The organism is Peribacillus sp. FSL E2-0159, assembly GCF_038643155.1.
Lineage (GTDB): Bacteria > Bacillota > Bacilli > Bacillales > DSM-1321 > Peribacillus > Peribacillus simplex.
In genome coordinates this window covers 2,870,668-2,891,206 of sequence record NZ_CP152053.1, presented here as the reverse complement: position 1 = coordinate 2,891,206, position 20,539 = coordinate 2,870,668, and the positions used below count along the sequence as shown (strand labels likewise).

The 20,539-nt window shown below is 35.6% G+C and carries 21 protein-coding genes; 10 read left to right on the top strand and 11 right to left on the bottom strand.

The genetic code is table 11. The features are described from left to right. Positions 1-26: 26 nt before the first annotated feature. Positions 27-668: a hypothetical protein gene (locus tag NYE63_RS14140; protein ID WP_342605639.1), complete on the bottom strand. Its 642-nt coding sequence runs from the start codon at positions 666-668 to the stop codon at positions 27-29. A 109-nt stretch (positions 669-777) separates the two neighbouring features. On the opposite strand from NYE63_RS14140, the gene NYE63_RS14135 reads away from it, so the two are divergent. Further along, positions 778-2,184: an FAD-linked oxidase C-terminal domain-containing protein gene (locus tag NYE63_RS14135; RefSeq protein WP_342605638.1), complete on the top strand. Its 1,407-nt coding sequence runs from the start codon at positions 778-780 to the stop codon at positions 2,182-2,184. Then, positions 2,181-3,512 carry a (Fe-S)-binding protein gene (locus tag NYE63_RS14130; RefSeq protein ID WP_342605637.1) on the top strand — a complete coding sequence of 444 codons (1,332 nt, stop codon included), beginning with the start codon at positions 2,181-2,183 and terminating at the stop codon, positions 3,510-3,512. The genes NYE63_RS14135 and NYE63_RS14130 overlap by 4 nt, the downstream gene beginning before the upstream one ends. Before the next feature lie 240 nt (positions 3,513-3,752). On the opposite strand, the gene NYE63_RS14125 is transcribed toward NYE63_RS14130, so the two are convergent. Continuing rightward, entirely contained in the window at positions 3,753-4,382 is a 630-nt protein-coding gene (locus tag NYE63_RS14125) for a homoserine/threonine efflux transporter (protein ID WP_342605636.1), read from the bottom strand. 139 nt (positions 4,383-4,521) lie between these two features. Here NYE63_RS14125 and NYE63_RS14120 point away from each other — a divergent pair, with 139 nt between their 5' ends. The 5 genes from NYE63_RS14120 (at position 4,522) to NYE63_RS14100 (ending at position 9,295) form a co-directional block, all read left to right on the top strand. After that, positions 4,522-5,349, top strand: a complete 828-nt coding sequence (locus tag NYE63_RS14120) for a TrmB family transcriptional regulator (RefSeq protein WP_342605635.1) — start codon at positions 4,522-4,524, stop codon at positions 5,347-5,349. Positions 5,350-5,675: 326 nt separating this feature from the next. Then, positions 5,676-6,122, top strand: a complete 447-nt coding sequence (locus tag NYE63_RS14115; RefSeq protein ID WP_342605634.1) for a HEAT repeat domain-containing protein — start codon at positions 5,676-5,678, stop codon at positions 6,120-6,122. A 219-nt stretch (positions 6,123-6,341) separates the two neighbouring features. Continuing rightward, positions 6,342-7,154 carry a methyltransferase domain-containing protein gene (locus tag NYE63_RS14110; protein ID WP_342605633.1) on the top strand — a complete coding sequence of 271 codons (813 nt, stop codon included), beginning with the start codon at positions 6,342-6,344 and terminating at the stop codon, positions 7,152-7,154. A gap of 535 nt (positions 7,155-7,689) precedes the next feature. After that, a complete protein-coding gene (locus NYE63_RS14105) occupies positions 7,690-8,385 on the top strand; it encodes a GntR family transcriptional regulator (RefSeq protein ID WP_342605632.1) in 696 nt (231 codons plus the stop codon). Continuing rightward, positions 8,378-9,295, top strand: a complete 918-nt coding sequence (locus NYE63_RS14100; RefSeq protein WP_342605631.1) for an EamA family transporter — start codon at positions 8,378-8,380, stop codon at positions 9,293-9,295. Before NYE63_RS14105 ends, NYE63_RS14100 begins: the two co-directional genes overlap by 8 nt. A 176-nt stretch (positions 9,296-9,471) precedes the next feature. Here the strand turns inward: NYE63_RS14100 and NYE63_RS14095 are convergent, their stop codons facing one another. The 6 genes from NYE63_RS14095 to NYE63_RS14070 form a co-directional block, all read right to left on the bottom strand. Further along, positions 9,472-9,657 (bottom strand): hypothetical protein, encoded by a 186-nt coding sequence (locus NYE63_RS14095; protein ID WP_342605630.1) that lies wholly within the window; start codon positions 9,655-9,657, stop codon positions 9,472-9,474. A gap of 150 nt (positions 9,658-9,807) precedes the next feature. Next, a complete protein-coding gene (locus tag NYE63_RS14090; RefSeq protein ID WP_342605629.1) occupies positions 9,808-10,014 on the bottom strand; it encodes a hypothetical protein in 207 nt (68 codons plus the stop codon). A 175-nt stretch (positions 10,015-10,189) separates the two neighbouring features. Further along, a complete protein-coding gene (locus tag NYE63_RS14085) occupies positions 10,190-10,579 on the bottom strand; it encodes a cupin domain-containing protein (protein WP_342605766.1) in 390 nt (129 codons plus the stop codon). Positions 10,580-10,682: 103 nt separating this feature from the next. Continuing rightward, entirely contained in the window at positions 10,683-11,096 is a 414-nt protein-coding gene (locus NYE63_RS14080; RefSeq protein WP_342605628.1) for a MerR family transcriptional regulator, read from the bottom strand. A 604-nt stretch (positions 11,097-11,700) separates the two neighbouring features. Further along, positions 11,701-12,771: an ATP-binding protein gene (locus NYE63_RS14075; RefSeq protein WP_342605627.1), complete on the bottom strand. Its 1,071-nt coding sequence runs from the start codon at positions 12,769-12,771 to the stop codon at positions 11,701-11,703. Positions 12,772-13,476: 705 nt separating this feature from the next. Next, positions 13,477-13,848 carry a cyclic-phosphate processing receiver domain-containing protein gene (locus tag NYE63_RS14070; protein WP_342605626.1) on the bottom strand — a complete coding sequence of 124 codons (372 nt, stop codon included), beginning with the start codon at positions 13,846-13,848 and terminating at the stop codon, positions 13,477-13,479. 372 nt (positions 13,849-14,220) lie between these two features. Here NYE63_RS14070 and NYE63_RS14065 point away from each other — a divergent pair, with 372 nt between their 5' ends. Both NYE63_RS14065 and NYE63_RS14060 read left to right on the top strand, forming a co-directional pair. Next, on the top strand, positions 14,221-14,400 hold the full coding sequence (locus NYE63_RS14065) for a hypothetical protein (RefSeq protein WP_342605625.1): 180 nt from the start codon (positions 14,221-14,223) through the stop codon (positions 14,398-14,400). 429 nt (positions 14,401-14,829) lie between these two features. Further along, positions 14,830-15,201, top strand: a complete 372-nt coding sequence (locus NYE63_RS14060; RefSeq protein WP_342605624.1) for a VOC family protein — start codon at positions 14,830-14,832, stop codon at positions 15,199-15,201. A gap of 325 nt (positions 15,202-15,526) precedes the next feature. On the opposite strand, the gene NYE63_RS14055 is transcribed toward NYE63_RS14060, so the two are convergent. Then, the gene (locus NYE63_RS14055; RefSeq protein ID WP_342605623.1) at positions 15,527-16,381 is read right to left on the bottom strand and encodes an STAS domain-containing protein; all 855 of its coding nucleotides are present in this window, start codon (positions 16,379-16,381) and stop codon (positions 15,527-15,529) included. A 1,020-nt stretch (positions 16,382-17,401) separates the two neighbouring features. Next, positions 17,402-18,433 carry an acyltransferase gene (locus NYE63_RS14050; protein WP_342605622.1) on the bottom strand — a complete coding sequence of 344 codons (1,032 nt, stop codon included), beginning with the start codon at positions 18,431-18,433 and terminating at the stop codon, positions 17,402-17,404. Positions 18,434-19,618: 1,185 nt separating this feature from the next. Here NYE63_RS14050 and NYE63_RS14045 point away from each other — a divergent pair. Further along, on the top strand, positions 19,619-19,876 hold the full coding sequence (locus NYE63_RS14045) for a CPCC family cysteine-rich protein (protein ID WP_342605765.1): 258 nt from the start codon (positions 19,619-19,621) through the stop codon (positions 19,874-19,876). A gap of 330 nt (positions 19,877-20,206) precedes the next feature. Here NYE63_RS14045 and NYE63_RS14040 read toward each other — a convergent pair whose 3' ends face one another. Beyond that, on the bottom strand, positions 20,207-20,377 hold the full coding sequence (locus NYE63_RS14040; RefSeq protein ID WP_342605621.1) for a hypothetical protein: 171 nt from the start codon (positions 20,375-20,377) through the stop codon (positions 20,207-20,209). Positions 20,378-20,539: the final 162 nt, after the last annotated feature.

The window sequence follows — 20,539 nt, the reverse complement described above, 5'->3', positions numbered from 1 at the left end:
CATGCTGCTAAGCACGGATTTTGAATTCATCTAAACGTTCCATTCATATGATCCAAACACCTTTTAGCAGCCAATAGTGGAGCAGTTAGGACAGGGACAGAAGGATTAACCTGCTTTGCGATATGTTCCATACTATATTGTGAAAGCAAAATCACTTCTGTCTTTCCATCCAATTGTTCCACCATCTTTTTAACCCGATCGTCATGTTCCTTTCTTTTTCCTTGTGATAATAAATGGATGATCCCGGGATCCACCAATGACTCGATCATACAGTCCGGATTCTTATTTAATAAGTAATCTTGAAGGGCAATCGGCGTTTCTTTTACGGTAGAAACCAGGCCGATGCTAGTATAACGAAGCGCTTCATCAAGCATGGCCTCATCTGAACGAAATAACTTTACAGGGTAAAGAGGTTGTAAAATTGCAGTGATGCCATTAAAGGCAGAGCAAGTAAGCTGGATGCATGAAACGTCAGAATCATAGGCTATATTCACTAATGCAGAAAAGCGGCGAATGATTTCCGGAGTTAACTTTCCGCTCTTTTCCATCAAGGCGAGAAGACCCGTGTCCATGAAATGAAGCAGTTCAATGTTTGGAGCAACAGTCTGAAACGCCATTTCAATTGGTTTTAGTGCAGTTGTGGTTGCGTGAATCAGTGCGATTTTCAAAAAAAACCTCCTTTTTTCTTCAACATTATATCTAGCAGGATCATAATATACCATTATATTACATAGATATTTCTTTTCCAATTTACAAATAAGAAAGGAATTGAGAAGCATGGAGAAAGAAGCCCTGGACAATCTTAGTCAGGTAATTCCAAGTGACAGAATGTTCCTTGATTTGGCAGAAAGGTATTGTTATAGCTATGACGCTTCTTTTGGGGAATATTTACCTGAAATCGTAATACAGCCAAAAAACGCGGAGGAAATCAGTGAAGTGGTTAAATTGGCTAATACTCACAAAATACCTGTTTACCCTAGAGGATCTGGAACTTCGCTAAGTGGCGGTCCTTTACCTGTTAAAGGAGGGATGGTTCTTGATATGACCCTTTTACGGGATAAATTGATCATTGATCGAGAAAATATGCTTGCCATTGTCTCTCCAGGTGTGATTACGGCAAATATCCATAAAAAGGCTGAAGAAGCCGGCTTGTTCTATCCGCCGGATCCAAGCAGTTCCAATGTTGCCACTATAGGAGGGAATCTATTAGAAAACTCCAGCGGGCCAAAGGGATTGAAATACGGAACGACAAAAGAATATGTGATAGGCCTAGAGGTGGTCACCCCGACGGGAGAAATCATTCGTACTGGCGGAAAGACCGTAAAAAATGTAACAGGGTATGATTTGACTCGCTTGATCGTAGGATCGGAAGGTACCTTGGGCATTGTTACAGAAGCAATCATCCGCTTAATACCAAAACCTCTATCTAAACAAACATTTGTCGCCCACTTCAATCATTTGATAGACTCTGGCCATGCCATAACCAGCATTTTATCTTCAGGAATTTTACCATCTGCCCTGGAATTGATGGATAATGCGTGCATCCGTGCAGTTGAAAGTTACCGGCCTTCAGGGTTGCCGCTTCAGGCAGAGGCCATTCTGATCATAGAAATAGATGGTCACCCATTGGCGATTGAGGAAGAAATCAATAAATGCGCCGATATATGCAGGGCGGAGGGTGCTTCCTACGTCAAGATAGCGGAGACAGAGGAAGAACGCCAAAATATTTGGAGTGCGCGTAAATTGGTTTCCCCGGCCATTACACAAATGGGCCCTACAAAAATTTCTGAAGACGCGACCGTTCCACGCAGTCAAATACCGGCGATGATGGAGAGATTAAACAATATCCGGGATAAATACGGTTTGAACTTGGTTGTATTCGGCCATGCAGGGGATGGGAATTTACATCCGAACATCATTACCGATAAACGAAATATTACGGAAATGAAAAAAGTGGAGCTTGCAGTCAGTGAAATTTTTGAAGCAGCAATCGAACTAGGCGGAACACTTTCCGGGGAACATGGTATCGGTACTTTAAAGTCACCATATATGGAAATGGAATTAGGAATAACCGGGGTGAATATGATGAAAAAAATTAAAGAAGCATGGGATCCCAATAATATCCTGAATCCAGGAAAGATTTTTCCTGATAAAGGCCAGACAAAGGTCGTGTTGGTTACATGAATCTACCCGTCAAACCTAACGAGACAAATACAGCGGTCCAAAATTTATATTCAGATGCCTATGATTGGACAAACCAATGCGTAAAATGCGGGTACTGTTTACCAGCATGTCCTACATATGAATCAATGGGTGTAGAATCCGCATCACCACGGGGTCGCATCAATCTAGTGAAAATGGCAGCCGAAGGGAAAATAGATTTCCAAAAAGATTTAGCTGAACCGATCGACCTATGCTTAGGCTGTCGTGCTTGTGAAACCGCATGTCCTGTTGGTGTGCCATATGGACATATACTGGAAGCGGCAAAGGAAGCCGTTGAAAACTCCTCGTCAGCCAACCAAAAAAATAAAATGACCAAGATCAAAAAACTGGCATTGGTTCATCTTTTTCCATATCCAAAACGAATGAACAGGATTGGAAGTGCAGTACATCTCTATCAAAAAACAGGATTATCCAAACTTATCCGGACAACGAATGTACTGCAAAAGGTTTCCCCTGCCCTTGCACATTTAGAACAAGCACTTCCAGCAATCGAGTCGTCCTCCAAACGAATCCGGACAGGTACGATAATGCCGGCAAAAGGGGAAACGAAATTAAAAGTGGCATTTTTTGCTGGGTGTATCATGGATTCCATGATGTCACGAATAAACCGTCTTACCATTGAGCTGCTCACCATAGCGGGATGTGAGGTCATTCTCCCTGAAAATCAGAATTGCTGTGGTGCACTGCATTCCCATCAAGGTGAAACAAAACAAGCGAAAGCATTGGCAAAGAGGAATATCCAAGCCTTCCTTCAAGCGGATGCTGATGTAATTGTAAATAACGCAGGAGGGTGTGGCGCTTCCCTTATTGAATATGAACATCTATTGGCAGATGATCACGAATGGGCTGGGGTGGCAAGGGATTTCTCAAAAAAAACAAAAGATATCAGTCAAATTCTTTATCAATTGGGACCGCTTCCCTTTACTGAAGAATGGCAAGGCATCGTTTCTTATCAAGATTCATGTCACTTACGCAATGTTCAAAAGGTCCAAAAGGAACCTCGTTTATTATTGCAATCCATACCAGGAGTTTCCTATGTGGAAATGGAAGGGTTTGACCGTTGCTGTGCATCTGGAGGCATTTACAATCTTCTCCACTTTGATGAATCCATGAAAATTCTTGATGAGAAAATGAAGAACCTAAAAGAAACGAAAGCAACAACCATAGTTACGGTTAACCCTGGATGCCAAATGCAAATGAGCATAGGCATCCAAAGGGAGGGATCAGCAAACCAAATGAAAAGTATGCACCTTGTTGAAATACTTGCCAAGGCTTGCGGCTTGGATTGACAAAAAAAGGATACTCCAAATTTCATAAAGCATTACTCGTCAGTATTTTCTGCTCTTATGGGAAAATGCTGGCGTTTTTATTTTTCAGTTAATTTATTAATGATTAAGGCAGCTTTTTCTTTATGTAACTATCGGTGCAGGTTAGTATACAGTATGTTAGTTGTACCTTAGATTCATATGAAAAAAACCGTTCAATTTTCTGAACGGGTAGAATCAAATTAAATGTGTTAGTAAATGAACTTAAATTCCTGTTTTTATGCCAAAACCTATTAAAATTAAGCCAGTTGATTTTTGGAATGCTTTTTGGAATTTGGAGTTGTTCATCCATTTTTTTGCGTAATCAATCAGATAAACAAGAAATAGAAACCACAATACAGCGAGTAAGGTTAAGATGAGGGCTAATATAATCAATTGCTGGTTTACATTTCCGTTCAAATTGATAAATTGCGGCATGATTGTTATATAAACTAAAACGGTCTTTGGATTAAGGATATTATTAAGTAATGCTTGCATAAAGGAATCTTTATTATGCCGATTTGAATAATTCGTAGGTGTATTTGCTTGTGCTTGAATTTCTTTTAAAGAAAAAACGCTTTTAGCAAAAAAACTTTTGATCCCTAAATAAATTAAGTAGGCGGCTCCCAAATATTTGATTGTACTGAAAAGAATCACAGACTTTGCAATGACAACAGATAGTCCAAGAATAGCAATAAGCGTCCAAAAAGAAAGTCCCGTTGCCATTCCGAGAACGGTATAACGTCCCGCTTTTGGACCATAGCTAAGCGTGTTTTTCACTAAGAGCATAGTATCTGCTCCAGGTATTATAACCATCATTGCAACTATTGATATGTATGTAAGTAAGCTATCCATACTATTTCTCCTCTCTTTTTAATAGTGACTACTAAGGTAACTACTTATGTAAGTATATTAGAGGAATATGGAAAACGTCAACAGATTTTGCTAAAATATTAGTTACAAAGGTAGCAACTAAGGTTGTGGTGGAGGGTTTATGAAAGAAAACATTTTAGAAACATTAAAAAATCTAAATTTTACCGAATATGAAGCCAAAGCATATCTTACGTTATTGGAAGAATCGCCATTAACAGGCTATGCAGTAGCAAAAAACTCCGGTGTACCACGTTCAAGAATATATGAAATTCTGGACAGTCTCGCAATAAGGGGAGATATTCTGGTTAGTCCTGGAAACACACCACAGTATACTCCTGTTCCTGCAAAGGAGCTAATAAAAAACCGTCGGATGAAAGCAGAAGAGAATTTTGAACTGGCTGAAAAATCATTAGCGGAATTTGAACGTTCTGCAAATCATCGTGAAAATATCTGGAATATCATGGGACGCAATGAAATACTCGATAAGGTAAAAACTTGTATATTATCTGCTAAAAAAAGAATACTTTTAGAGATTTGGGAAGACGAATTCGAAGTATTAGAGTCTGAACTAAGGCAGGCAGCAAATAGAGGGGTCAATGTAACAATTATTGCCTATGGGGAAATCGTCTGTGATTTTGCTAATGTTTACCTCCATTATATGGGTTATGAAATTACAGAAGAGTATGGTGGACGCTGGCTTGTTATTAGTGGAGATGATTCAGAAGTAGTAGCAGGTATAGTCTCGCTTGGTAAAGATAGCCGTGCAGCATGGACCATGCATGTAGGTTTGGTAATGCCCATTACAGAAGTCATGATTCATGATTTGTATCTCATGGAAATCATGGAGAAACATAGAGAACTTTTAGAAGAGAGTTTTGGTGTAAACCTCGCCAATTTACGTAAAAAGTTTTCTATCCATCCAGATTATAAAAAACATTACGTGGACTAATTCGTGCTATTATTTCCTGTTTTTTACAACATAATTAGAAAAGCATACTTCATCTTCAACATAAAAAGGCATGAATCCAGGCAGGATTTATGCCTTTTTATGTTGAAGATAGGTGCCAGTAAGTTTGTAGAAGCGAAGCATCGCGCCCCCAGCATCCGACTGATTGAGAAGATACAGCAGATGACTAAGAAATTTAACTATATTAAAATATGGAAAAGGGTATAATAAGGAATGGAATAAACCATTCCTGGTAATAGGATTATTGTAGTAGCGGATTAACATATGAATATCCGGATTACATAAAGACAGAAGGAGAAATGATTCATTTGAATAACAAAGAAACAAAAGGTATCGAGTTACCTGCCAACTATGAGGAATTAAAAAAATCTGCCAATCGCAAATCTAATTGGAGAGACCGTTTAGATGCGATCGAAGAATTGGGTCAGTCAAAAGGTAAACAAGTAATCGACATTCTCACACATATCATGAATACTGATTCTGTATATAAAGTTCAAGAGGCCGCCTACCGTCAATTGAAAAGATTAGGCGAGGATGTTCAATTGCCAGCAAGGAAAAAGGGCGAGTTGGTTAAAGGATTGACCAAAATCTTAGTCAGAATCAAGAAGAGTTTACCTGAAGATCACTCATATACTGAATTCAAAGAGAAACTCCAGAAGATGAGAATGGATATATATGATACCTATGAGGGTGAAAAAGGAGCAGACTTTGATAAGTGGCTTGAAAATACGTGGTCTGCTATATCGAAAAGATAAAAGTTCAGCCATAAAAAAGGAAAATAAGCAATATTTGATTCAGGAGCAAAGTTTTTGCTCCTTTTTCTTATGTGTAAAACAAAAGTTTTAGCTTTGGTATGCTAATATATTTATTAGAGGAAGTATTTGGCTGTTTGCTTCAATATGAATTAAACGATAAGGAGCAACTCCAAACCACAGTAAAAACCGATAAATACATATGAATTCAGGGGAGAAAAGATGACAGATTATATTGAACTTTGGAAACAGGCGATGGTTGATCATACAGGAAAAATTCCTAACAGGCTAAAAGATGATGCTGCAGAAGAAGCTTTTTGGTCTTCCAGGGTGGCAGGGAAAAAACAACATAAAGCGGATCCTTATGCAAAACTTGTACAGCAAGAATTACTGGCATTATTAAAACAGGATGATCATGTATTGGAAATCGGCCCTGGATGGGGCAATTATACATTTGATATTGCAACAGAAGTCAGGAAGCTAACTTGTATAGATAGTTCCAAAAGCATTATCAATTTTTTGGAATCCCAGGCGAACGAAAAAGGTTTCGAAAACATGGAGTTGATTCATGATAAGTGGGAAAGTGATACGAAAAGAGACAAATACGATGTAGTATTTGGTTTTAATTGTTATTACCGTATGACAGAAATCGGTCAAACTTTATTAAAAATGAATGAGTCTGCAGCCCGTTTAGTGATAGTAGGTATGACAACCGGACCAGAAAAACCTCATTATATGGAATTGAAGCAACGAGGATATACGATCAATTTAAGAAAGCGGGATTACATACACATCTTGAATGTTTTGTATCAACTTGGAATACTGGCGGACTGTAAGATCGTTAAATTGAAAAGTAAAAAAATCTATTCCACCTATGAAGAAATGATTCGTGATAATACAACAAAAATTCTCGATGAACATTTTTCCTATGATGAAGTAAAAACGATCCTTAATAAATATGTGGTGGAAAAAGAAGGAGTTTTCGAATACGAATATCCGTTTCATGCAGCTTTGATGTCTTGGAATCCGAGGTGAAATTAACTATTCCAGTACCTTTTTCTCTGAATTCATTATCTTCTTTTTGAAGTCCTTCAGGAAAAAGGTATTATTTCTGAAGGATATTCGCAAAATAATATTAACAAGGCTACAAAACAATGATGGAAGACGGAGCGTGAATGATAAATGAAAGAAATATCAGAAAAGAGATTTTGTGAAGCTTGTAAAAAAGAGACAGTTCATACAGTAACTGAAGATGCATTAGAAATAGAATATTCCTGTAATGAGTGCGGGAAGCACCAAGACATTTTCAAGACATTTTTTTAGAAACACCAAACTTCACTTGAAATGTTTAGTAAAGTGGAGAGGTATCCAATGGGTGAGGGAAAACGATCCAACTTTTGTGGAGTTTTAGGAGTTATATACTATAAATACTGTAAGACTCAGTCTAGTGTACAAAGCTTGATGTTTTATCAAAGGACTCCATATTTTAATTTTCTAACCTCTATTCCAACAGCCTGCAATATGTGATATATTGCATATTATATATTGGTATTTTAAGGAGGTATAGCCATTGGTACATTCAAATTCATCACAAAAAATTAAACGTACTTCTGTACGTGAAGAAGCATACCTGATTTTGCGGGATTGGATTGTCCAGGGAATCCTGACGCCAGGCCAACAATTACGCGACAAAGAATTAGCCGAACAATTGGGAGTAAGCAGAACCCCTATTAGAGAAGCACTTTTAAGGCTAGAGGATGAGGGATTTGTAGAAACCAAGCCGAGCCGTTCAACTATTGTTTCCCCTATTCGATTCGAAGGAGTATTAAACATATATTCTATGGTTTGGACACTGGAAAAGTTGGCTATGGAACAGGCTTTTGATTTCATTGAAGAAAGACACTTAATTGAGATGGAAGCCATCAATCATGAAGTGAAAAAAGCAATCGAAGATGGAAATCAAATAGTGGCTGTCCAGAAAGATAATGACTTTCATTCCATTTACATCAATCTTTCTAAAAATGATGAATTGAAGCGGATTCTATCGGGACTCAAACAAAAACTTATAAGAATGGAACTGTTTTATTTCAATCAGGTAAGTAATGTTCATCTTTCCGTTGATGAGCATGAACAGATCATACAGGCATTAAGGAATGGAAATCTCACTTTGGTGCTTAAGGTGATAGAAAAGAATTGGAAAGAAAGTTACTTTAGAATTCAAGCCAATACGGAACGTGTAAAAAGTGGGGAAGAAAAAAATGAGTAATGATACTTTAGTTGCTATATCACCTTCAAGAAATAAAGGGATTGCACTAGTACTGACTGGCGCTACGTTATGGGGAGTATCAGGGACGGCAGCTCAATATCTATTTCAGCAGCAAGGTTTCAGTCCTGAGTGGCTCACTGTTGTACGCTTGTTGCTATCTGGCATCATCTTATTGGGGCTCGCTTATAAGAATGACAGACTGAAAGTTTTTGAGATTTGGAAAACTAAAAAAGATGCTCTTCAAATTATCCTTTTTGCCATTCTGGGAATGCTCGCTGTTCAGTACACATATTTTGCAGCAATTGAACATGGCAACGCAGCCACTGCCACTGTCCTTCAATACTTGGCACCGGCCCTGATCACTTGTTATTTAGCCATTCGTTCCAAACGTTTTCCAAGCATTACTGTGAGTGTAGCTGTGGTCATAGCGATTTTAGGCACTTTTTTGCTTGTGACGGGAGGAAGCGTTCGTACACTTTCCATTTCAGGGTGGGCAGTATTTTGGGGAGTAACATCAGCCTTTGCATTGGCTTTCTATACATTGCAGCCTTATAAACTCCTTTCAAAGTGGGGTTCAATGATTGTTGTGGGATGGGGCATGTTGATTGGAGGCATATGCTTTAGCATGATCCATCCTCCATGGGCATTTGAAGGCAATTGGACGTTACCTTCATTTTCAGCCGTTTTGTTCATCATCATTTTCGGTACGATCATTGCTTTTTATTTCTATTTGGAAAGTACAAAATTCATCTCTGCTTCAGAGGTAAGTTTATTTGCTTCGGTTGAGCCATTATCCGCAACCTTAATATCCGTTTTCTGGCTGAATGTAACATTCGGTTTTGCCGAGTGGCTCGGCACACTCTGCATTATAAGCACCATTACGATTTTATCAATCGTAATAGACAAGTAATGTCAGTTGTAAACCAGGCAAAATAATGGAATTTCTGATGAAGTTATTTAATACCAGGCGATAAGTGGATGAAGCTCAAACATTAACGAAATGCTCAATAAAAAAAGCAATTACACTTCATGTGAATTGCTTTTTTTATTTATTTTACGAATATTACGCATACATTTAGTGACTGTTCAACAATGAACGGTTATAACGAATCCCTTGTTGATCATATAAAGAGAAGAGAGGGGAAATGCGAATAGAGCAGCAACCGTTCTTTTTCCCTTTTCCAAATACATAAAAAGCTTGTTCGCGACATGGGCATAAACGGCAATGGAATCGTAATGTATCTCTATTAGCAAGCATGAGTTAACTCCCACTTGAACCTCCTAAAAGAACATCAACAACTTCGAAAATAAAGTTGCTTCCATTAATAGGTCTTATTTTATTAGGGAGGACTAGGAAGTATCATTCCTTCTAAGATATTGATTTTTTTAAAATGCTTTTCTACCTCTAGTAACTTTTACAGATTACGGCTGTTGTCGAGATGGTCTTACAATAAACTCATTTACGGTAACATCTTCAGGCTGATTTAAAGCAAACAGAATCGTTTCCGCAATACGCTCTGGACTAATCGCAAAAGCATTGTATAATTCTTCGAACGGGCCTTTCAAGTCTGTGTCAGTAATAGTTTCCGTCAATTCTGTTGCGATAGCTCCTGGAGAAACAATCGACACCCGAACATTATTCCAGCAACTGCTTCCTCTTGACGTAACGTTTCACTAATCATATTTACCGCTGCTTTTGTTGTGCTATAAACAGCTCCTCCGACATTAATGCCATGCGCTGCACCAGTAATTACAACAACTTTCCCTTCAACATTTGCAATTTTATCTTCCTCCCAGAAATTTTTTATAATTGTTGATAATCTTCTTCAGTTACCGGTTCTAACCAAGTAGTTTCGCCTGGTGTTAAAGCAAGATGGACAAACCAACTGTCTTTCACAGCACCATGCCAATGCTTGACACCTGCAGGGATATTTACAACATCCCCTGCCTTTAGAAGTTGTCCTGGTTTACCTTCTTCCTGATACCAACCTTCACCGGCTGTCACTAATAGGATTTGCCCTGCTGCATGAGTGTGCCAGTTATTGCGAGCACCAGGTTCAAATGTTACATTTCCGATTGGTGCATTCAAAGCAGAGTCAGTTAAGAGCATTTCCAAGTATGCTGTTCCAACGAAATATTCATTTTTAACCGGCTCCCCAATTGGAAAAATTGCTTCTTTTTCAATAGATGTTATTTTTGTCATTGTTAGTTCATCCTCCTAGTCTTGTAAAACAACTTTTTTCGCCAACATGATTGCTGATTTTTGAATTGATGTTAATTCTTTTTCATTTACTATTTCAATTTCCTTTTTTCTTTTGATCAACGAAAGTATCAAATAAATCCTTATCCTGATGTTCGTTTAATAATTTTTGATATTTTGAAATTTTATTATCCATCAGTTCAAGATTCTCTTGGTAAATCTTCAGTTGTGCAGCAACTTCGTCTCGATGCTTTACCAATATCTCCATCAATTCTTGTGCATGTTTGTCACCATTTTCGTCTTTACGCATTAAGGTATACTCCTTAATATCAACAAGTGCCATTCCTGTATTTTTCATATGAAAGATAAACTCGAGCCTTTCTTTATCCTCATCCGAATAAATACGATTCTTCCCTTTACGCAACGGTACTACTAAACCTTCCTTTTCATAATAACGAAGCGTATGTTCACTAACACCTAATAGCTTAGAGAGCTCTCCAATTCGGTACATGATTGATCACCTCCGTCATTACTGTTACCACTTTACACCTTAGAGTCAACTCTAGGTCAAGTGATAAATATTTAAGAATTTAGCATATACGAAAATTACAAACCAAATTTATTTATCATAGTAAGGAAAACATCCTAAATTTTAATAAATAGGTTTTTCGTTTTTAAAATTCGATCAATAACAAATATTCTTAGCATTCGTGCATTATTTAAATCCTGGTTAACTTAGCAAATAAGGAAGTTCTTTTTCATAGTGATTAACAAGTTAACAACTAGATATTTCCATGGTATTAGCCCAATTTTAAGTGGAATACAGTCAAGGGAATTAATTATGTAGAAGATAATTATGAAAATTCACTTATATAATGGATCAAGGTGTTGGAGTTTAGTTTGGGGAAGGAAATAAAGTTTGAGATATATGAAAAGGGGAATTAAAGCGGAGAATAAACCTAATTGAACATCCATGAAAAATAGAAGGTGGAAAAGGGCATACAAAAACAGATCCAAGAAAACACTTTAAAAGGGCAAAACTGCCCCCAATAGGCGGGTAAACTTTTAGCACTTTCTTTTACTGACAAACGTCATTAAGGATATAGAAATTTTTTTTATTTAACAGGAAGCTGAACATGAAAGGTAGTTCCTTTTCCAACTACACTTTGAACTGAGATATTTCCTCCATGTTTGTGTATCGTTGTATATACTTGAGTTAGACCTAATCCTGTTCCTTCACTTTTGGTGGAAAAGAAAGGTGTTCCAAGTAGCTTTAATTTTTCTTCAGATATTCCTACTCCTGTATCACTCACTTTTATATGAATCTGTCCATTTTTATAATAATGTTCAATTCTAATTTTACCCTTGCCTTGAATTTCATCCATTGCCTCAATTGCATTCTTCAATAGGTTAAAAAAGGCTTTTAGAAATAAATTTCTCTTTCCAACAACTTTTCTCTCAGTATCCCTTAGAGCCCATTCTATTTCCACCTTATAAAGTTTTTCTTGGAATAAAAACAAAATAGAAGCTAACTCCTTACATAAGTCAATGGGAACAAAGGGTTCCTCATGTAAATCAGGTTTAGAAACGTGCAGTAGATTTTGCAGAGCTTCTAATGCTTTTTCTAATTCAGCTTCTATCGTATCAAAATAAGGATGGGGCTGGGATTCTTTTAATAGCTGTAAAAATCCCTTTACTGTTGTAAGTGGGTTTTTAACTTCATGAACAATCCCAGCAGCTATTTGACCGATTGATGCTAATTTCACTCTTTCTTTCAAAAGAATCTCTGCTCTTTCTGCTCTTTTGCGATCTGTAATGTTTCGAATAATGACTTGAGCCAAAACCATGTCTTTTAAATAAAAAGGGGCAGCTGTTACTTCAATATCGATGACCTCTCCATCGCCACAAATCATTTTTTGTTCTTCAAGTTCTACTATATCTTGATTTTTAAGAACCTTATTTAACCGTTCTTTACAACCAGCATGGATTTCTGATGGGAAAAAAGCGTACAATTTTTTATATAAAATATCCTCAGGAGAAGCTAACTTAAGCAATTCCAAACAAGCTTTATTACAGTAAAGGATTTTTCCTTCTTCACCAACAATCCAAATTGAATTCAGGGAGTATTCAATCAATTGATGGAAGTCTATGTCATGTGATCCAATTTGCAATTCCAAGTAAATCACTCCGTTTTCTTGTTTTTAATAGTATATCAGGAATCATCCTTTACTGGCTGTTTTTTTAATATTTTGTTGAATTAATTTGCTATATTCATTCTTTAACTGTAAAACATTCTTCAATCTTGAAGAATGTAACATTATGTTTTGTGCCGTTTGAGACATACCATACAGAAACTTGAAAGCATAAGGTAGTTGGAAATGTCATATAGAAACCAACGGGATTTATTATTACATAGGGAAGAAGGGACGTAAGTTAACTGAAAATTACATAGAACATAAAAAGTCGAAACTTCAGTATTAATGAAATCTCGACTTTTTGTGGGCCAGGCACGAACTTTACTTGGCAAACTGCTATGGGAGTTGGGTTATGCTGAACCATTAAAAGATAAAAGTGTACGTGATGACACGGAATCTGAAGGAAGCCTTAGATCAATCCTGAATTCAATTTGATATGAAGTATTTGGTGCAACTTCTTCCTTTTATTAGGGTGTTTCACATGGAGAGTAGCAAGAAGCTTTTTACTGATATGACGGCAAAGTATGTAAGGAATAAAAAAGGGCAACTCAAATTGTGATAAAGTTGCCCTTTCGAATAATGATTTATCTTAACTGTCTATAAATTAAATAAAAAACCAGGTATATGAGTCTTAATCAGTCTTACCATTCCAACTAACTGATTTAATTAAAAGGATGAAATATAATAGAGAAGAGTTTACCGTATTTCTATATAATGCTGCAGAACCCTTGGAGGGAAGAATTTGAGGGGCAGTGGTCGTAAAGATACAATAATGGCAGGGGGCATTGTTAAATTACGTTGTGCTTGTTTTAAACAGTTATACATAGCTTTACCGCCTACTGAATTGGCAGAGTGAATGGTAATGCGATTGGCAAATAGTTTTTCTTTGATCATCTTTTGTACAAGCATAAAACCATTCCTGGTTTTATTTAATAAATCATGGTCCAAAGAGAGATGTTCAATATCAAAGTTTTGCAATAGATCTATACATTCGTCAATAGTCTCGACTAACACATAGCCATCGGGAGCTTTCCGATAGTCATCCAGAAAAACGCTGATTTTCTCCATTTCTTAAACTCCTTTCCTTATACAAGGGTGACTAAGAAAAGTAAAATTGTCCCAAGATAAAATGGTTTTATATATATAGTCTAACACAACATGGTAAGAAGGGGGCATAATCGACTTTAAAGGTTAATGTATGACAACCTTTTTAATAAATATTTTTTATACTATTCGTTGTGCTTCTTCAACTATCGGGACTTTACTTCAAAATGAAGGAACTGTCATAGGCCAACCCCTTATGAAACGTATAGTCCTAGGACTATTAAGAAACTTCTTCTTAATTTCCCTAGAGAATTATGGTGTAGAACACCTAATCAAAAGTTAATAATTGTAATAATTGGGGTAAAAGGTAATATCCTAACTATAAGGAGAAGTGATATGTTACATCCAGAAGAGATTTACCTTCTACTAAGGGACAAAACGCTGCTGTTGGAGTTAAAGGAAAAAATAAATGACTATCATATTTTCTACTTGTCGATGATTAATGATCAGCTTTCATTAATTGATGATGCTTTAAAAGAATGTAACTTTGAGTCCTTCACTATATCAAAAGGGTAAATCCAACAGTTACTCTATTATATATATAGGGAATCAATTATTAACTATAAATTAACAGGCTTAGCGCCCTCTGAGAAAGGCGCTTTTTTAATGGGCCGAGTCTTAAATTAATGAGAAAGCGGGAGAACAAACCAAATCACCACAACTAATGAATTAATAATCCATCGTGATTCGAGTAGAGGGGTATAAACTGACTGGACATTAGAGCTTATAACTGGTGCGTTAGCTGATCGGAGCTGACTTTATGGAAGCTTTTTATTTATTCAACTAAAAGGGTAGAGTAGTTGAAAAGTGCTGTTTTTAAATATGGCTTATTTAGCTAACTTTGTAAAAGTCGGACAAACTAAAATGTGTTCTTCAAAGTAATCATGGTATACTTAATTAAGCACTGAACTTTCAAAACTATTAATTTATTTACCGGGAGGAAATATGAAACTGGGAGCATTCTCTGTAAGCTTAAGTGTAAAAGACATTAACAAATCAAAATCATTTTACGAAAATCTAGGATTTCAAGTTTTAGGCGGGGATATTACCCAAAACTGGCTCATTTTGAAGAATGAAAGTTGCGTAATTGGTCTCTTCCAAGGGATGTTCGAAAAGAATATTCTGACCTTTAATCCAGGATGGAATGAAAGTGCCGAAAATCTCAATTCTTTTACTGACTTACGCGATATTCAGAAACAGCTTAAAGCAAAAGGAATTAAAATAATTTCTGAAGCAGATGAGACAAGCGAAGGCCCTGCAAGCTTTACAATTGAAGACCCTGATGGTAATCCCATTTTAGTAGATCAACACAGATAAATAAAAGATGGAATGAGAACATAAAATTCTCCTTAAATTATTAAAGAATCTTTTCAGTACTGAATGGGTTCTTTTATTTTGCCCTCATTATGATTGACCTGATGTTATTTATTCAGCAAAACAGTCAGGAACTAGAAGATTGGCAGGGTAATTTTCTTGACGATGATGTGTGATGAGATGCTCATTTTTTGGCCGCAACTTGAAATATGTAAACATTTACAGGAGATTTAGAATAAAATGAATTACATTAGAGAAAAGAAAGTGTAAATAAACAAGCAGATGTACTAATTAGTATACATCTGCTTGTTTATTTAAACCCGTTTTTTTATAGTTTTTTTAATAATTGAAACTCATTGAATGCTTGTTGAAGACTTGCTTTCGAGTTTAATTTCGTTAGATTTATTTCGAGACTTACCATTGTCTGGGCAACTTCTGGACGAATTCCTGTGATTATGGTCTCAACCCCAGTTAGAGATAAGGCATCTATTACTTTAAATAGCTGATCGGCTACAATCGTATCAACAAGCAGCACTCCAGATACATCAATAATGAGGTGGGATAACTTTAGTACATTTGAACGACTAAGTGTTTCTTCCATAAGTAATTGCGCTCTTTCGGTATCTAAATTGCCGATCAACGGTAATACACCTATACCTTTTGTAAGGGGAATTACAGGCACTGAGAGTTCCATAAACGCACTTTTCGCATTTTCAAGCGTTTTTTGATAGGATTTTACATAGGTAAGGCTAAAACTATAAACTGCTTGATCTAAGAGGGGATCAATGATATGAATGACGTCAAATACGGTAGAAGCAGACAGATTTTTTTCTTTTACTTCATTCTCAATGGCCTTCCATATATAGGTTCTGTAATAGCTCGTATCTTTTAATGCTTCGTCAAGTGGTGCTCCCAGCGTGTAAAAGTATTCCCCAGTTTCCATTCCCCAATTGAATATTTTTTCATTGGCTTTTTCATTGTCTGTATGTTCAATTAATGCTTCACCAAACAAGCTTATGAAATTAGCTCGAATGTCCAAAATATGTGCTTCTATCAGTCGGAATTCCCTTTTCTCCTGTTCTGTCATAGTAATTCCTGCCATTCTGTCTGTATGAACAGTATGGGCGATTACATGTTTCTTTTTTATGATCATTTCGCCTAACATTATTAATTCATTGTTCACAAGTGCTTCCTCCAACCAATAATATGGATTTCTTTTATACCTGTTCATGAAAACGAGATGTTCTGAAGAGAACTCACCTATAACCCTCTACTAAATTTGTTTGTTTATGTCTAAATCATACCTTTTTTCCGACTGTTTTAAACAACCTTAAGTAGGCTTTTGTTTGTTCTAAAGAGTTAGTTGAAGGAAGACCTTTATTCAGTAAGCAATAACATATATCTTGTTATTAACTTCAAACTCGACTCACGCTATATAATTCCCCATTTATATTTACTGCAAAATATAGAGGTGAAATGGCCAATAATAAAGCAACAAGAAAAACGACGTGTTCCATGACCACACGTCTGTTGTTTTAATCGTAAATTAACTTATATGAAAACATGTATGCCTCTATTCTTGCTGAAAAAATAAGTGAGCGGGTAGACGACCTGCTCGTTCAAAAATAATCTTGACCTAAAAAGAGTTTCTTTATTTTTGAAATAACGGTGTAAGACCATATGACGAAGGGGGAGGAGGCGTTCTTATTTTCTCGAACTAAAGCCGTTTGATTTTCTGAATTTTACTTGCTCCAACATTAACTCACTATTTATTAGCGTCTCATTCCAGAAGTTACGAGTAATTTAAAAATTATTTGGGATCTCGAGCATGTTTAGGAAATTAATTGTTATGCTCCTGTAAAGTCACCTAATTGGGAAATTCTTATTGGATTGTTGGTGTTTGAAAATCTGGTGTGTATTCAAACTTCATGTAATGTTGTTCTTATATACAATATTGAATAAATGATTTTAAGGTCAAAAAGCGGCGTTGAGCGTTCTTAGCTAAATTTATGATAAGAGTGTCGCAAGATTAATGACACAAAACCGTTGTCTCCCTATTCAATAAAAATTTAATGAGTAGAGGATAGGGGGAATTCTGTAACTTTAAGCAAAAAGCCGAAGGGTACACTATTGTGTCCAGTATTCTTTAAGAAGAAGCATCGGGACTTGAGGACTCATGCTCTTTTATCGTTGTAATTTTCAACTAACTGGTTTTTATCAGTTTACTTAAACGCTTTTTGAAATATTGAAGTAGGTCATAAGATATGTACGAGATAGAAATTATAAGGAGTGTCTCAAAGAGTTTTAAGAATAAATTGTCAGATATATACTCCATTTTTACTGCCGATAAAATCAAATCAAAAATATTGATGAAGACTACATGAACAATGTATATACCTAGGGCTCTTCCTCCTACTTTAGTAATAAACAACTCCTTCCCCAATGCTTTATTATTTAATGCAAATAAAAAAAGAAATGTAGTTAAAAAGATAGTAGAAATAAAATATTCTCCATAGCTTCCTGATAACACCTTATCTAATACGTATCCTTCTACCACTTGGACAGTAAAGAAGATAAAAATTAATAATAGGTAGGTTTTGTTTGTTATTGATTTTGACTTTTCAAAGAAATTATTATACGCAAAGAAGAAGCCCAAAGTTGTATAAAAAAGACCAATGAATAAAGCATCCCGTGTACTTAGAGGAAAATCATAAAACATCGAATACGATTGTCCGAAAAGACCTAACAAGTTTAAAATTAGGCTGATGATCAAAAGAAGCTTAACTTTTTTTAACTTAAAAAAACCGAATAGAATGATAACACTCCAAATTAATGCGGTTAAAAACCACAATTGGTATCCGCTAGTCCCAGTTCCATAATATACAAGGTCAAGAAATGAAAATTGATTAATGTATTGCTCAAATTCCTTTGGTGCATCGGTAGCAACTTTATAAAGAATAAGAACATCATACATCATATAAAAGAAGAGCCAGCATAAATACAGTTTTAAGATTTTTATAATATACCTTTTAAAATAATCAATGGATTCCCTTGTAAGTATGATCTTTTTACCGAACAAATAACCAGATGCAGTAAAGAAGAATGGCACCGCAAACCTTGAGACGTTATCGAGAATAAATAGACCAATCTGGCTATCCCTTGGGAATACATGAATGACTACAACGGAAAATATTGCAAAAAATTTAATAAAGTCAATCGCGTTATTTCTTTCCATTTGTTCACCCTTTCATAACACTTTTACTGTCGTTGGTTATTCCCTATATTATGTACACCCAAAAGATTTTTATTTTTCTCTTTCTGATTCCAATTACGAGATGATGTAAAAGACTTAAAGGAGGGGGGAGTAGTGCATTACCTTGCGGATAGAAATATGTATGCCTATGTTCGATTTAAATTGGCTCTTACAGAAGAAAATTCTGTAATCATGGCTATTGACGATAGGAAATGTGGGAAATAACTGATTACAAATTGATATTTCATTATTGCTGCTCGAAGCCCAAAGAGTAAAGAGAGGTGCTAAACGCAATACTTTTCAGCGTCGTATACATTTTCTACCTGGGTTATTACAACCAAGACATTTATTATGAAACCAATGTTTTATTTTCTACCAAATTAGTTATGGTTTTTTAACCTCTCCTTAATCTCATTGTTTCTTAATACAGATTACGGGTATATAAGAGAGGATAGAAAAAGTAGATGGGGAGTGGGTTTCGATGAAAGTAATTTTTATTCTAGCTCTAATTGTAATTGCATATATGGTATATAAAAAGGTTGTTAAACGAAGGTAGATACAACGATTAAAAACAGCTCATAGAAGAGGATTATATATTTATGCATTGTGGAATTCTTTAGATTTTTTTATTCTTGCGGGTAATTTACTTTAAGAATTGCCTGCCACTTTTAACATTTGTGAAATGTTTGACATGTAGAAGAATCGTTTATTCCTTTTAGTACACAACTCCATATTAGTTAAATCCCAAATTTAATAAATCGGAGGTATGAATGTGTTAAACAAATTTAAAAAATTAATAAATGATCCAAAAGTACAAAAAACTGTAAAAGAAACGGTAATCCCTTTGGTGAAAAAAGAAATTGAAAAAAGAAAAATAAATAAAACATAATCCTAAATAGGAGTCAATGACCTAATAGGTCATTTTTACTTTTTTATTTGTTGAAAGTTAATGGTTTCTCCAACTTTCATACCTTAAGGACTTTTAAAGTTATGGAATTCAGTTGATCGTTTTTAAGGGGTGGAAGCTTTATTTGACTCTCTCAAAAATTTATTAAGTTAATGTGTGCTTTACTTCAATAAGAAGTAAGGCTTTTTTTCTTTAACTATAGGGGCTGGTTAATTGAACGATAGGTAGGAATTAAGGTGATCTGTTGGGGTTATTAAACAATAGATAAAGAACCAACTGAAACATATGATATTTGCAAAATTTGTTTTTGGGAAGATGATGGAGTTCAATATAGTGCCCCAGATGAAGAGGGGGGTGCCAAAATCCCATCTTTACGGCAAGCGCAATTATCTTGTGTTGGAGCCTGTGAGGAAAAGTGTATTGAGATTGTAATAAAAACTAATGAGAAAGAAGTAAAAAAACTGTTGCCTTTACTTACGAAAATCGGCATAGCCTTGGGGTCGACTAAACGAGTATAGAGTCCTTTTTATTTTGATATTAATAAACTAACGTTTCAGGTTATTTCTAGAAGGAAAAATTATGAATCCATCGGGCTTTTTTATCCGTAAAATAGAGAGAGGGCTGTGTATATTGATGTTTTCACGGTAGCTGTTTCTCAAAGGGATTTTAATTTAAATATTTTGAAGTACTTGCGGGTTGTAAACCTTTATTCCAGCTGGTATATGATGAGTAAAATTCATTCACCAAATGAAAATAATAAAGACTAACCAAGTTGATTAGTCCTCATGAACCTTGCAGTACATTGCCGCTGATAATATTTCTTCTGGAGTGCTACGGAAATTATGCTTTTAATCAGTAGTTATCTCTCGTATTCCTTCATTAATGTCAAAAAGTTTTTCTTCTATGCCTTGAAGGAAAATTCCCTCATCTAATTTTTTAATTTCCAAAAGATTTAACAAAAGCAACAAAAGCAACAGAAAACCAAAGATATACAAACTAAAAATATGCACCTTTTTCATAGTTGTTTCTATCTCCTTTTGAGGATACTTTGATTAGAAGTATTATATATTGAAATTTCTTGATTATGTTTATTTTAATCCTCTTTATCTTTGTTTTCTTGTAATAGTATGGTAGCAAACGTATGCCTTAAATGATGAAGAGAAAATCGGTGAGCGGGTAGA

Bases quoted from the DNA above. Each gene is read 5' to 3' on its own strand.
- NYE63_RS14135 (WP_342605638.1), top strand. From the start codon at position 778: ATGGAGAAAGAAGCCCTGGACAATCTTAGTCAGGTAATTCCAAGTGAC.
- NYE63_RS14130 (WP_342605637.1), top strand. From the start codon at position 2,181: ATGAATCTACCCGTCAAACCTAACGAGACAAATACAGCGGTCCAAAAT.
- NYE63_RS14125 (WP_342605636.1), bottom strand. From the start codon at position 4,382: ATGGATAGCTTACTTACATACATATCAATAGTTGCAATGATGGTTATA.
- NYE63_RS14120 (WP_342605635.1), top strand. From the start codon at position 4,522: ATGAAAGAAAACATTTTAGAAACATTAAAAAATCTAAATTTTACCGAA.
- NYE63_RS14110 (WP_342605633.1), top strand. From the start codon at position 6,342: ATGACAGATTATATTGAACTTTGGAAACAGGCGATGGTTGATCATACA.
- NYE63_RS14100 (WP_342605631.1), top strand. From the start codon at position 8,378: ATGAGTAATGATACTTTAGTTGCTATATCACCTTCAAGAAATAAAGGG.
- NYE63_RS14080 (WP_342605628.1), bottom strand. From the start codon at position 11,096: ATGTACCGAATTGGAGAGCTCTCTAAGCTATTAGGTGTTAGTGAACAT.
- NYE63_RS14070 (WP_342605626.1), bottom strand. From the start codon at position 13,848: ATGGAGAAAATCAGCGTTTTTCTGGATGACTATCGGAAAGCTCCCGAT.
- NYE63_RS14065 (WP_342605625.1), top strand. From the start codon at position 14,221: ATGTTACATCCAGAAGAGATTTACCTTCTACTAAGGGACAAAACGCTG.
- NYE63_RS14060 (WP_342605624.1), top strand. From the start codon at position 14,830: ATGAAACTGGGAGCATTCTCTGTAAGCTTAAGTGTAAAAGACATTAAC.
- NYE63_RS14050 (WP_342605622.1), bottom strand. From the start codon at position 18,433: ATGGAAAGAAATAACGCGATTGACTTTATTAAATTTTTTGCAATATTT.
- NYE63_RS14040 (WP_342605621.1), bottom strand. From the start codon at position 20,377: ATGAAAAAGGTGCATATTTTTAGTTTGTATATCTTTGGTTTTCTGTTG.